Source organism: Maridesulfovibrio pacificus (SeqCode), from assembly GCF_048612815.1.
Taxonomy (GTDB): Bacteria; Desulfobacterota; Desulfovibrionia; order Desulfovibrionales; family Desulfovibrionaceae; genus Maridesulfovibrio; species Maridesulfovibrio pacificus.
The window spans coordinates 3,168,578-3,181,943 of record NZ_JBLZNE010000001.1 but is presented as its reverse complement, the minus strand read 5'-3'; the positions used below and the strand labels follow the sequence as shown (position 1 = coordinate 3,181,943).

Here is a 13,366-nt window from a genome sequence, read left to right as displayed (position 1 = left end):
GTAATCTATTCGGCTGTCTCTTTACGGGGTAGCCGTTTTTGTTTTGCGTCATTATATTGGTGACAATGCGAGTAGAGAAAGGGTAGATTTCGTGCAAACTTAGGGGAGGTCCGGTTTGAACGAAAAATCCAAAGCAGTGCTTCTCATGGCCGCCACGGCTCTGATCTGGAGTTCCGGCGGGCTGGCAATCAAGCTGGTGGACTGGAATCCTATGGCTATTACCGGGGTGCGCAGTGCTTTGGCTGCTTTGACTCTTGTTATTCTCTTCCGGGGTCGTTTGAAATTAGGATTTTCATTTGTGCAGTTGGGAGCGGCAGCAGGCTACGCCGGACTGCTTATCACCAACGTAGCAGCCACTAAACTGACCACCTCCGCCAATGCTATCCTGCTTGCCTACACTGCCCCGGTCTATGTGGCGTTGCTCGCCCCTTGGTTTCTCAAAGAGAAAACCAGCCGTAGCGATTGGATTTTCATAGCTGTAACTGTGGGCGGCATGGTTTTATTCTTCCTTGATAAGCTGTCTCCAAGTGGACTTTGGGGTAACATCATCGCCGTAGTCACAGGTATTTCCTACGCCATATTCACTCTTTGCATGAGAGCCCAGAAATCTGCTTCTCCGGTGGAATCCGTGATCATGGGGCATCTGCTCACCGCGTGTTGCGGATTGCCTTTCATGTTCAGCGCTATGCCCTCAGCCGAAAGCTGGATGGGGCTTGTCTATCTGGGTATTTTTCAACAGGGGATATCCCTCGCCCTATACACATGGGCTATCAAACGTCTAGGAGCGCTGGAAGCAATCCTGATCATGACCCTTGAGCCGATCTTCAATCCGATTTTGGTAGCTGTCGGCTACGGCGAGATTCCCGGGAAATGGGCCATCATCGGCGGGATGGTGGTGATTTTGTCGGTTACGATGCGCGGGGTGTGGCCGCTATTATCAGGTTTTAAATTTTTACGAATTAATAACTAACTTATTAGTCTTATTGCTATTGAAGTTGATATGTTATAGATCGTATCCGTTTCAATCTATATTATATAAGAGGGGTTATTATGAAGTTTAGGTTTTTGTTTTTAGTTTCACTCATGCTTTTGGGTGCAGGATGTGTTTCACATACAGTTCAAGAAGCGTATCCGGTTGGTAAGATTTATAATGATAGTATTGAATTCAGGGGGATGTCAGTCCCCTTGCCCGAAGGTGATTGGCAAGTCATCGGCAGGGGAAAGGCGGATAAAAGAAATTTTGACGAGCTGGTACTCACGGTAATTAAAGAGAACAAGCCGGGCAAAGCTCTTTTAATAGCGAGGGATACTGCAAAAAATAAATACACAGGGTACTGGCCGAATAAATATTTACAGCGAACGAATATACTATTCACTGAGGTTACCCAGAACACAATGGGAAAGCCTCTCGATGGTTGGTTGATTAACCACATACGTCCAGGATTTGGGAAAAAGGATTCTGAAGCAGTACGAGATGCATATGAATATATGACTGCCAATAAATTAGTATTGCCCGGTAATTTTATTGAATCACGCCATATCCTTACAGGAAAAAGAATAAAATGCAGATATCTTTCATATTCTTATTTGATCAATCCTGAAACAGACGGCTTTGAAGCTCCGGAAAACGCCGAATGGGGAGCTTCGGATTGGAATGTTATAAAGATTAATGGTGATCCCAAAAAAGTTGCATACATTGAACGATTTAAAAAAGAGAATGCTGAACTTCATAGCAAGTTACGAAATGCATTTGATTTTTAGATGTATGAAATCTTCACAGAGTAAAAAAGGCGGCCGTTAATGGCCGCCTTTTTTATTACGAAGCTGCTTACAGTCCGAAATAATTACCCGCTGCTCCCACTGCGCTGCCGAGAATCGCCGACATTGAGATGATGATCGGAACTGCTTTCTTGTCTGTTTCTGCAACAAGAATGATGATGGGCAGGGCTGTTAGGACGGCAATGGTCATTCCGTTGGCCCAGCCGGATAATCCGAAGAGGGTTGTATTTGGTATTAATAATCCCAGAACCAGCCATTGTGTAAAGGCGGAACTGATTGCAAAGACACCAAGCCGTTGCTTGATCATTGGGGTAATATCAATAATTCCAGCTACACAACCTATCAACAGAGCGAGGAGTATTTCATTCATTGAGGGCTTCTTTGGTTCTGGGTGTGATCATAAAAAAGAACCCCGGAAGTTAAAACTTCCGGGGTCACTATTTAAATCGCTTTCTTGCTCTTAAGAAGCGGCTTCTTGATACCGTACTTGGCGAGCACTTGTTTCATTGCAGTGGTGGAATCCGGCGTTCCGGTATGGCGGACAAAAACACGGTACCATGTGCGGGTTCCGCTTTTCCCTGCCTCTACATATGAATCGAGGCCGCTGGAGATGAGCTTGTTGGCAAAGCCCTGTGCCCGTGCAGTATCACCGAAGGATGCAGCCTGATATACATAGCTGTACTGCGGTTCGTTCACTTCCGCGGGATTATCGATTTCCACCGGAGGTTCCGGCTCGGCTTGCTTAACTTCAGCAGCCTTTGCCGCTACCTGAACTTCTGCTTTGGGTGCTGGCTGCGCTGTCTTTGCAGGTTCAGCCTTTTTTACCGGAGCGGCTTTGGTTACTTCCTTCTTCGGCTCTTCCGGTCTTACGGCAGACTCAGGCTTTTTTTTGAGCTGGTCTATATAGTCCAGCTCTTCGGGCTTGAGTACTCCGCCTTTCACTTCCCCGGAAGCGTTGTTCTGGCTGGGCAGCATCATGGCTATTTCGGGTACATCCTTTTCAGGCTGATAGCCCCGGCCCAGCAGAATTCCCAGCACAAAGAAGGCGCACAAGGCTGCAACAGCCCCGGCACACAGTCCGATTATTTCGGGCATGGTGAAGGTAAAGGTAAATGTCTTTTCCTGAGCGGGAGCGGTCTTCTTTTTTCTGGGCGTAGCCATTTGGAACTCCGGTTTATTATTACATGCTTTCGGGAGCGGAAACACCAAGCAGGCTCAGGCCGTTAGCAAGGGTTCTTGCAACTGCCTGCAGCAGAACCAGTCTTGCTGCGATAACATCTTCTTCAGCAGAAAGGATGTGGTGCATGCTGTAGAATCTGTGCAGGGCACTGGCGAGGTCGCGCAGGTAGTAGCTGATTACGTGCGGGCTCATGTTTTTACCTGCGTTTTCTGCAACATCTGCGAACTGGTCCATGAGCTTCATGAGGTTCAGTTCTTCCGCATTGGTCAGGGCGGAGAGCGGTGCTGTATCAATTGCGGGAACTGCGATGCCCTGATCAGCGGCTTTACGCATTACGGAGCAGATACGCGCGTGAGCGTACTGCACGTAGTAGACCGGGTTATCCATGGTCTTCTGCTTGACCAGCTCAAGGTCGAAGTCGAGGTGACTGTCACTCTTTCTGGAGAGGAACATGAAGCGGGATGCGTCGCGGCCCACTTCGTTAACCACGTCTTCGAGGGTTTCAAATTTACCGGCACGGGTGGACATGGCGATCTGCTCACCGCCGCGCAGCAGGTTAACCAACTGTACGAGGATTACATCAAGCTGTCCTTTTTTGCCGAGAGCTTCCACTGCGGCCTGCATGCGGGGGATGTAACCGTGGTGGTCTGCGCCCCAGATGTCGACTACAATGTCGAATCCGCGTTTGTATTTATCATCGTGGTAGGCGATGTCGGAAGCGAAATAAGTCAGGTCGCCGTTGGACTTGCGCAGTACGCGGTCCTTGTCGTCACCAAGTTCGGTGGATTTGAACCAGAGTGCGCCGTCTTCTTCGTAAGCCATGCCGCGAGCTTTGAGGTCGGCAAAGGTTTCTTCAACCTTGTTGGCGGTTACGAGGCTTTTTTCTGAGAACCATACATCGTGACGTACATCAAAGGCAGCGAGGTCTTTCTTGATACCTTCAAGGATTTCATCCTTACCGTATTCGCGGCAGATGGCGATGGCTTCGTCATCGTTCATATCGAGGATACCGGGATTGCGTTCCAGTACTTCGGCTGCGAGGTCTTTGATGTAATCGCCTTTGTAGAAATCTTCGGGATCAGCAATATCGCGGCCCTGAGACTGCTGCAGGCGGACCCAGATGGAGTTGCCGAGGATGAGCATCTGGCGGCCTGCATCGTTGACGTAGTATTCTGCTTCCACGTCATATCCGGTGAATTCGAGTATGCGCACAAGGCAGTCACCGAGGGCGGCACCGCGACCGTGACCGATGTGCAGCGGTCCGGTGGGGTTGGCGGAAACGTATTCCACCTGAATTCTGGTGCCCTTGCCGATTTCGCTGCGACCGTAGTCCGCGCCTTTGGCCAGTACTTCGGGAACGAGGTCCTGCCAGAAGGAATTGGAAAAAGTGAAGTTGAGGAAGCCCGGTCCGGCGATATCAACTTTCTCGATGTATTTGTCTCCGTCCAGCTCGGACTGAATGGTTTCCGCGATGGCGCGGGGATTCATTTTGGCCTGCTTGGAGAGCATCATGGCGATGTTTGCGGACATGTCGCCGAATTTTTTATCTTTGGGAGGCTCGATAACGGCCTTCTCCGGCCATTCCCAGCCCTTGGCTTCGAGAATGGAACCGAGTACCTTTTCAAGGTGTTGTTTAGCTTTCATGGTGGATGAAATCTCCTTATGGAATTACAGCCTGCTGGATGAGCGGACGTCATCCCGGCTGTTTAATGCGTGATAGGCATGCTTCGCTTATCATCTTTCTTTACAGCTTCCAAGTGTTCATTCCGAGCCTTGAAAGTCATTGCCTAATGCAAAACGGACTTGAAAGTGGAAACCGCTATTGTTATTTCCTTTGATATCCCAAAACATGGCGCCATACAAAGGAGAAATTGAATTGGACGCAGTTGTCAGCCGTTTTCAAAGGCTAAGTTATACTATCCCGTGGAATCTCGGATTGTTGAGTTTCGGTTCCTTCCTTACTGCCTTGGCTATCAAGACGGTGATTATTCCCAATGCATTTTTGCCCAGCGGTATATCCGGCCTGGCTTTGCTGGGGTATTATATTTTTCCGTCCCTATCCTCCGGTGCTTGGGTGTTTCTGCTTAACGTACCCGTTTTTCTTGTGGGCTGGTTTTTCATAAGCAGGCGTTTTTTTCTCTACAGCCTCTACGGTATGGTCACCATGAGTATCTTTATTGATCTGGTGCCTTGGACAGTTGCGTTTGACGACAAGTGGCTGGCCGTACTTGCGGGAGGGGTGGTTCTGGGCCTTGGGTCCGGTATATCCCTGCGTTCACTGGGATCAACGGGCGGTATTGGCATCCTGCAGATTCTGGCCCGTGACAAGCTCGGAATTAAGGTCGGGCAGTTTTCCATGGCTTTTAACGCCATTGTGCTCGGATTCGGAACCATCTGGCTCAATCTCAACGATGTTCTTTATTCATTGGCAATGATATATGTTGCTTCAGCTGCCATTGATGGGGTGCAGCGCTTGTTCAACCAGCGTAAAATGGCACTGATCATCACCACTTATCCCGAAGATGTTTCAGGGGCAATCATGTCTAAAACAGGACGTGGAACCACACTGCTTAATGCCAAGGGCGGCTATAGCGGACAGGAAAAGACAGTTATCCTGACCGTGGTCGATTCATTCAGGATCAAGCGTCTTGAAGCAACGGTTTTCACGATTGATCCGGCAGCCTTTGTCATAATCGAATCAACTTTCAGCGTACTCGGGAAAGGTTTTTCCGTGCCGAGGTAGCTATGAGCAGAACAATTGCGCTTTTGACTGATTTCGGACTCGATGATCCTTACGTGGGCCAGATGAAAGGGGTACTGGCTGATCTGGCCCCTGACTCGCGGATAATAGATGTCAGCCACGGAGTTGAACCGTTTTGTATTTCGCAGGGCGCTTTTTTTCTTTCCGGGGCGATGGAACATTTCCCAAAGGATACAGTCTTCATTACTGTAATCGACCCCGGCGTAGGCAGTGCCCGCCGGATCATCGCCGCAGAGTTCGGGGAGCAGGTTGTGCTTGCGCCGGACAATGGAGTCCTTGAACTGGCTGAAGCCCGTTTTTCCGGGACAATGATTGTTACTGATCTCAGCGAAGCAGCTTCCAAGATTCACAGCTCCGCAACCTTTCATGGTCGGGATATCTTTGCGCCGCTGGCTGCATCCATAGCAAACGGAATTTCACTGGAATCCCTCGGCCCCAAGCTTCCCCTGCGTGAAATTGTACGTACCGGAATCAACAAACCCGTCTGGATTGCAGACGGAGTAAATGCAACCATTCTGCACAAAGACCGCTTCGGTAATCTTGTGTTGAACATCCCCGATACCCAGACCCTGCCCGAGCGCATGTGTATCCCCGAAGATCTGTTGCTCTCCGGCAATGATGACGGTTGCGTAAAGCGGGTCTGCTGCTACGCAGAGCTTGAAACAGGGGCCACCGGACTTTTAGCCGGAAGCCAAGGCTATTACGAGCTGGCCCTTAACCGCGGAGCAGCCTCGGAAATGCTAGGCCTTGAGCCGGGGGATGTTTTGACTTTGAAGTTTTGATGTGGAGATGAATAGTGGGTGCCCCCGGACCGGAGTCCGGGGGCATTGTAATTATTTATGAAGCATTCTCAGTTTCAGCAAAAGAATTTTTGCCCACAACATAAGACAAAACGATCAGCATGAGAAAATTTATAGCAAAAAATGGGGCAAAATACAGTTCTGGTTTCACCTGTGCTAACAATCCCAAGGCTCCGAATATTATACCATTAATAGTAAGTAAAAGAGTGCCTAATAGTAAATTAAAAACAGAGACAGTGAGTATTTTTTTTAAAGAAAAGCATAAACATGCAAAAGAATATATAAGAGGAGAAAAAAAACCATAAAACAAAGATTCCATAATAATACCCAAGGAGCCTTTATATGACAATTCATATTGTATGTCTGGGAAAAAACTTAGAATAAAAGTTGATGTCGCTTCTTTAACTTCAATAAAGCTATTGTCTATGGTGGATGCTGACATCAAAGCCAATTTGTTAATTAACAACAAGGTCAAATAAACAAACGCCATCCTAAATTGAAAATCAAATCTGATTATTTTCAAGCCCAAATCTCTACAAGCAATGCAACTTAAAGCAAAAGAAACAAATAAACTTGAGGTATAAACAGATGCATATTCTGTAACTCCAACAAAAAAAACAGACATCGCTATATATACAAAATATACAGACACAAATACCAAGAAAGGCCAACTTGTAATAATTACAGATTTAATATTATGGATTATTTTGTTTAAAATCATAAGCTCCTCAAATTATTCCCTGCAACGGCACAGAAGTGCCGCTGCAAGATGTTTTTCTATTTTTTCTTATTTTTTTTCATAATATTATTCATTTGTTCGAGCACCTCTATAGTAGGAGCAATCACCGTATCAGGAGTGGAAAGCTGAACATCCACGTAGTTCTTCAATCCGCCTTCAACCCCAGCCTTAATTGTATTAATACGGTTTTTTCTCACATTAGGATCACTGCTGAAAATATCAGTAACCTTACTCGGTTTAAGATTTCTTGCAGCCGTGTCTTTGTTCTTCTGCTTTAATAGTTCTTTTTCTATCATATTGTTCCAGCCCTGCTTGGTAGTCTCGGTGACTGGCTTATGCGCGGGTTGCTTCCCGTTTATTTTATCTTTGATAAAATCTGAAGCCTGTTTTTTGGTATCGGGATGGGTGAGCGGACTATAAGCCTTGTGTGAATAATCCAAAGCCTCATCAATTTTTTCCGATATGTATTCGCCTGCTGTTTCGAGAAAACCTTTGTTTCTCTTTTTCCCTGTCAGGAGACTTTGAGGAACAGCGGATTTTCCAATAGCAATATACTGCCCCCTTTTCGGCTGTTCATTTGTTGCTGACGATTTTTTCCCCACGCTTGTATCTTCAGGCTGGTCCTGTGTTGAGTTTGGAGTACTACAGCCTTTTGTTTTAACGAGACTTTCCATCTCCCGGGCATGTTGCGGGCTTGATTTGGTCCATGTCATTTTCAGGGAAACTTACAATGAAACTGCCCCCGAACCGGAGTCCGGGGGCTGACCTGATCATTGGTGCTGTGTTTTTTTCGTTTCTTTTTTCAATAATAGCTTACAAAGCAAAAGACCCCGCATCGAAATGAGGGGCCTTTTGGTATTAATAAAAAAAAAGGTTTACTTAAAATGCATTCTTCTTTGAGAGGAATTTTCTTAAAGCAATGACGACAAAAGAATGCAGGCCAGCTTCTAAGTAACTGTATAGCCATGACTCCAAACATGAGGTCAATCCAACTTACATCTATTTTACCATTTAAAATATCATAAAAAATAAATATTATAACTGAAAAAAACAAAACAAAACCACATTGCTTGTAGCTATAACAAGTTTGAATTTTTTGACACTCAGGGCATTTAATTCTTATTCTAAGGAAAATAAGAACAAAAACAAAAGTATCAATCAATGAGACAAACCCATATAAAGTCATTTTACACCTTTAAAGTTAAATATAATGAACTTTTCAATTTGAATTCCAATTTTGCATTTGCTTTTTCACTGAATCAAACACAGGCCCTCTAAGCATGTAATCAGCTGCACCATAAGCAGATCCCACAGGGTACGTAAGTACACCTACAGGACCGAACCTTTTAATTCCTCCACGCGCACTCTTTTTTTCCCGTTTCATGCGCTTGTTTTGCCATCTTATTCATTATATCTTTCGTCTCATTACTTACATAAGGACCATAATTAATTACATCATCCCCTTGAGTGTCAAAGACATCAGCAAATCTGGATACAGCTGTACTAAAACCATCCCTCATTTTTCCAAGAGCGTCCAAGACGCCGCCTTCTTCTTTTGTAGTAAGCATGCTTGTCTTGGCCTGCTGCTTCTTTACATTTGCTGTCAGGAGACTTTGGGGAATACCGAATTTTCCAATAGCAATATACTGCTCCATTTTCGGCTGTTCATTTTTTGCTGACGATTTTTTCCCCACGCTTGCATCTTCAGGTTGGTCCTGTGTTAAGCTTGGAGTACTATAGCCTTTTGCTTTAACAAGACTTTCCATCTCCCGGGCATGCTGTACGCTTGATTTACCTGTTAGAATGCTGGTTCCCACGCCTCCTTCTGGCTTATCGGGCTGTGTATTATTAACGGTCTTTGTCAGGGACTGGGCTGTACTCGGTTATTCTTTTGCTAGTTGTAAAGTTGTCGGAAAGGCTAACGATGAAATCGCCTCCGAACCGCAGTCCGGGGGCTGTGGGACTATAGCTACTTATGGACAGGCACTACCGACTACCTCAAAAATTCTTTTTACATCATCACTTTCGTTTTTATCGTAGTGCACATAGTATTTATTCTTTGCTGTTTTAATATGAAAACACCTTACTCCCCACCTATAATATGAAGATTCTGTGAAGTCCTCAACATTCTCGATGCATTCTATTTGTCTATAACGTATTTTAGTGTGGTAAAATGAAAAATTTATAGTGATTCCGTCATCTCCTTTGGTTTTTAAAGTCATTTTGTCCTTATATAAAAAAAGTAAGAAAAAAATAAATATGCAAGGAGGTAATAATTCCAGATAATCACCATCAATTAAGCATGAAAAAATCCCCAAAAACATGATGGAACAAATAAATAAATAAAAAGAATTTCTAAATTTAAAATAAATCATTTTGTCCTACTAATAAGGCAGGAATAAATTCCTGCCTTGCAAAGTTTATAAATCATTTTGTTTTGTTCTTGCCTGTTTGATACTTGGTCCTATTTTGTGAAAGGAAGTAATCAAAGATATCGTTTATCGGGTCTGGAATAACGTCATATTCACCAATGACTTTTGTGTGGGTGATTCCTACCGAATTGGTAATTGGTTGTTTCAACTTATCGGGTCCTATGCTTAAGCGGTTTGGGCTCAACTCGTAATCAGTAGCATTTGCTCCCGTACTATAACTTTTGGATATTCCAACAGTAAAGGGTGTAACCTTTGGATCAATAGTAGTGCTATGTTCCAGACTCTGTCCCCCTAACCCTGCGCTTCCTCTTGAATCCGAAGAATGGGCGGAAATTTTGCTATTAATTCCAATGCCAGTGTCAGCTCCCCGCTAGCATCTCGAAGCACTGCAAGATTGCCATTGGCAAGCCGAACCGCTTTAAACCCAAATGATCCTCCTAACACCCCTAGTCCAAAGCTTCCGCTAAAACCAACTCCAACATTTTTTCCTATAGGCGACTGCTTTTGTTTGTTATCAACCTTGTTTTGATTTGGGCCAAGAATCGCTTCTTCTTTTGTAGTAAGCATGCTTGTCTTGGCTTGCTGTGCATTATTAACAGTATTTGCCAAGGGACTCTGCTGCTGGCTGGCCTTTGAGGCTGCCATCCCTATTTTTTGTTGGACCATTTCCGCTTTTTCTCTAGCCTTACGATCCTCTTTTGCTTGTTTATCCTTAACAAGACTTTCCATCTCCCGGGCATGCTGTACGCTTGATTTACCCGTAATAATGCTGGTGCCCACGCCTCCTTCTGGTTTATCGGGCTTTGTATTATCAAGAGTATTTGCCAGAAGACTTGGCGTATTGTTGGTTAAATCAATTATGCCACGACGGGCCAGATTCTGTCTTTTTTCTTGACGTGTTTGCTGAACAGTCGGCTTCGCGGGCATTCCGCTCCACAGATCATTGAGGTCCGCCAAGCGTGAAAGTTTTTGATTAAAACCTGCTCCAAGATACTCCGCAAAGTTTGGTCCTGCATAGCCGGTATAGTGAGCATAGCCGCCTAGTTCATTCATACTGTAGCTGTTGGAGTTTGTCGGATTGCCAGTGGTCTTGAGACTTGTGTTTCCATTAAATCCAAGACTTGAATTGGCTTTTCCGTTGATCTTTCCTGTGCCGAAAGCACCAAAGACGCCCCCGTGTCCGATTGATTTGTTCGAATTGGTGTCTGATGACTTTTCGTCAGAGTCTTTGTTTTTGTTCCTGTTAGATCCAAGGGATGACTTGGCTCTGCCATCGATATTCCCGCCGCCGAAGGCACCATGCATGCCGTTATGCGATCTCAATCCAAGTGGATCAACAAAGTTAACCGGATCATCCAGACAATAACCGTAAACATCCACATCCCCGCCAGCATAGCCCAGCGGATCAGGAGAAATGAACCTGCCGATAGCCGGATCGTACTCGCGGTATCCGAAGTGGATCAGCCCGGTATCGGAATCATAGAGACCTCCGGCGAATCCGAGCAGTAGCTCCTCTTCGGGATCACTGTTCAGTATCTGTCGGCCGAAAGAATCATATAGAATTTCCTGTACACTTTTTCCTGATGAATCCGCAATATTAAAGATGCTGCCCAGTTGATCGGTTGCAAAGAGTGCGGTCTGACCATTACGCTTCATTCCCATGCAGCGCCCGTGCTCATTGTAATGGAACCTGCTGATGCCCTCTGCATCTTCCATTGCAACAAGGGTGGTCAGATTATGCCACTGGTAGCGTTGGACGAGCTTGCCGTTAACGTACTTGGCAGCCCTGAAACCGCGCTCATCAAAATGGTATTCAATGTGGGTTCCATTTGGCAGGCGCACTGCGCAGAGCTGGCCTGTTTCGAGGTATTCGTACTTGGTTACGCCTTCGGGGGAGTTTTTTTCTGAAAGGTGGCCATTTTGATCGTAAACATATGCCGTGTTTCCGGCGCGTTCGAGTTGCCCAAGTTCGTTATATTGGTATTCCAGTTTTTCTCCGCTTGCGACCTGAGAGAATATCCGTTGCCCCAATTGGTTGTAATGGTAGATTTCCACAGGTTCGCCGCAGTACTTCACAGCCTGCAGGCGTCCTCCTTCATCATATCCGTATTCAAGGACATGGGTGGATTCTGATGATACCAGCAGTTTGTCTTCGATCCGCAGGTTTTCATCCCTGTTCACAGCCAGTAGCGCATAGATGTTTTCTGGTTCCGGGGTCAGGAATTGGAGGACTTCATCGGCGATTTCATTAATATCCACATTGTCTCGTTTCAACTCATCACGGATTGATTTCCCTGTGCCTGTTTGCGGGCTTCCGGGGTTAAGTATGAAATCTCGGTTACTGACAAGTTTTTTGAACTCGTTCTGGATTGCGTTGCCGTAGGTAGTCTGTTTCAAATTTTTCACTAAAGGCAGATCAGGGTTCTGTTCCATAAACCGGGCATGGATTATGCGTTTCAGCTTGGCAAATGAAGCCTTTGCTTCTTCGTGTTCGTACTGTTTCTGATCCCATTTGTGTTTGACCTCCGGTTTCATCATGGAGGGGTACATGATGTCTCCTTTGGAAAATTCGGAGAAATCAATTTTGGGTTCGGTAAGTTCTTCACCTGTGCTGAGGTCAGTTATTTTCCAGAGGTTTTCGAGCTGTCTTTCCGGCGGTTCGTTTTCACCATAAAGCACCAATCCGGTTGTAATTTCATTACGTGGTCTAAGCTCCATCCGGTAGCGGTTGAAATCTTTCATATCTTTTCTCCCGTGTTAGAGTTTTGGGAGATGTACTTTGAACCCATATGGTTCAAAAGAATCCATCTCCCTTGACTCAGTATGCCGGGCAGGGCGGACCTTTTTCAGGCAATTCAGGTCCGCCTTGAGAAAATAAAGAAAATTATTGATACTGTTTGGATGAATATATTTCGTGACATATTAATTACACTAGGTTTCATGACCCGTATCGGTCCGGTTATGGAGATTGAAGCTGATGATATCGGGCGTACTGTTAAGTGGATGCCCCTTAGCGGGCTGGTACTGGGTGCGGTTGTTGTGCTTCCGTTCTGGTTGGGCTTGTTTGCGGGCAAGTTCTGGATTCAGAGCTGGCTGACTGTGGCGGCATCTGTTTACCTGACCCGTGGATTGCATTTTGACGGCTTTGCGGACATTGCCGACGGGGCCGGTCCTTATCCCGATCCGGAGCGTTTTTGGAAAATCATCAAGGATAGCTGCTCCGGTGTGTTCGGGGTGCTGGCTTCGGTGCTGGCAGTACTGGGGCAGGCGGTTTGCTTCTTCTATGTCTATGAAGCCGGGGCTTATGGGGCTGTCATCTGGATTTTCGTGCTCGGCAGGTTTGGTAATGCGTTGATGAGTATGGTCGGCAAGCCGTTGGCAAGGCCGGGGCAAGGCAGCTTGTCCATGCGCGGAGCCGATGGACTTTCCATTGGAGTCGGGGCGTTAACTGCAATCCTTGCAGGAGCGTTTGCGGTCAGTCCTATGGTGCAACTGCTGGCTTATGTTTTTTGCGGCGGCGCGATTTTATTTTTGTTCCGGCTGGCGAAACGGGTCAACGGAGCCAATGGTGATTTCCTAGGCGCGGCAGTGGTGCTTTGCGAATTGGCAGGACTACTGGCATTCTGTGCAGTGAATTGATATAAGGGCAAAACAATATAACAAGCATAGGAATCT

Annotated in this window: 12 protein-coding genes; 5 read left to right on the top strand and 7 right to left on the bottom strand. The window is 46.0% G+C overall.

The genetic code is table 11. The annotated features are described in order from the left end of the window. Nucleotides 1–115: 115 nt before the first annotated feature. Both ACNI23_RS14670 and ACNI23_RS14665 read left to right on the top strand, forming a co-directional pair. Entirely contained in the window at nt 116–970 is an 855-nt protein-coding gene (locus tag ACNI23_RS14670) for a DMT family transporter (protein ID WP_420249782.1), read from the top strand. Nucleotides 971–1,050: 80 nt separating this feature from the next. Beyond that, complete coding sequence (locus ACNI23_RS14665) at nt 1,051–1,761, top strand: hypothetical protein (protein WP_420249780.1); 711 nt, start codon at nt 1,051–1,053, stop codon at nt 1,759–1,761. 67 nt (nt 1,762–1,828) lie between these two features. On the opposite strand, the gene ACNI23_RS14660 is transcribed toward ACNI23_RS14665, so the two are convergent. The 3 genes from ACNI23_RS14660 to argS form a co-directional block, all read right to left on the bottom strand. Then, a complete protein-coding gene (locus ACNI23_RS14660; protein WP_420249779.1) occupies nt 1,829–2,149 on the bottom strand; it encodes a hypothetical protein in 321 nt (106 codons plus the stop codon). 71 nt (nt 2,150–2,220) lie between these two features. After that, a complete protein-coding gene (locus ACNI23_RS14655; protein WP_420249777.1) occupies nt 2,221–2,940 on the bottom strand; it encodes an SPOR domain-containing protein in 720 nt (239 codons plus the stop codon). Nucleotides 2,941–2,959: 19 nt separating this feature from the next. Continuing rightward, on the bottom strand, nt 2,960–4,603 hold the full coding sequence (gene argS, locus ACNI23_RS14650) for an arginine--tRNA ligase (protein WP_420249775.1): 1,644 nt from the start codon (nt 4,601–4,603) through the stop codon (nt 2,960–2,962). Between the two features lie 205 nt (nt 4,604–4,808). Here argS and ACNI23_RS14645 point away from each other — a divergent pair, with 205 nt between their 5' ends. Both ACNI23_RS14645 and ACNI23_RS14640 read left to right on the top strand, forming a co-directional pair. Beyond that, nucleotides 4,809–5,702 (top strand): YitT family protein, encoded by an 894-nt coding sequence (locus tag ACNI23_RS14645; protein ID WP_420249774.1) that lies wholly within the window; start codon nt 4,809–4,811, stop codon nt 5,700–5,702. A gap of 2 nt (nt 5,703–5,704) precedes the next feature. Further along, the gene (locus ACNI23_RS14640; protein ID WP_420249772.1) at nt 5,705–6,502 is read left to right on the top strand and encodes an SAM hydrolase/SAM-dependent halogenase family protein; all 798 of its coding nucleotides are present in this window, start codon (nt 5,705–5,707) and stop codon (nt 6,500–6,502) included. A 55-nt stretch (nt 6,503–6,557) separates the two neighbouring features. On the opposite strand, the gene ACNI23_RS14635 is transcribed toward ACNI23_RS14640, so the two are convergent. The 4 genes from ACNI23_RS14635 to ACNI23_RS14620 form a co-directional block, all read right to left on the bottom strand. Further along, nucleotides 6,558–7,241: a hypothetical protein gene (locus ACNI23_RS14635; protein ID WP_420249770.1), complete on the bottom strand. Its 684-nt coding sequence runs from the start codon at nt 7,239–7,241 to the stop codon at nt 6,558–6,560. A 56-nt stretch (nt 7,242–7,297) separates the two neighbouring features. Further along, nucleotides 7,298–7,972 carry a hypothetical protein gene (locus tag ACNI23_RS14630; RefSeq protein WP_420249768.1) on the bottom strand — a complete coding sequence of 225 codons (675 nt, stop codon included), beginning with the start codon at nt 7,970–7,972 and terminating at the stop codon, nt 7,298–7,300. Nucleotides 7,973–8,605: 633 nt separating this feature from the next. Continuing rightward, nucleotides 8,606–9,076 (bottom strand): hypothetical protein, encoded by a 471-nt coding sequence (locus tag ACNI23_RS14625; protein WP_420249766.1) that lies wholly within the window; start codon nt 9,074–9,076, stop codon nt 8,606–8,608. 906 nt (nt 9,077–9,982) lie between these two features. Beyond that, on the bottom strand, nt 9,983–12,433 hold the full coding sequence (locus ACNI23_RS14620; RefSeq protein ID WP_420249764.1) for an RHS repeat domain-containing protein: 2,451 nt from the start codon (nt 12,431–12,433) through the stop codon (nt 9,983–9,985). A gap of 81 nt (nt 12,434–12,514) precedes the next feature. Here ACNI23_RS14620 and ACNI23_RS14615 point away from each other — a divergent pair, with 81 nt between their 5' ends. Beyond that, nucleotides 12,515–13,330 carry an adenosylcobinamide-GDP ribazoletransferase gene (locus ACNI23_RS14615; protein ID WP_420249762.1) on the top strand — a complete coding sequence of 272 codons (816 nt, stop codon included), beginning with the start codon at nt 12,515–12,517 and terminating at the stop codon, nt 13,328–13,330. Nucleotides 13,331–13,366 lie beyond the last annotated feature (36 nt).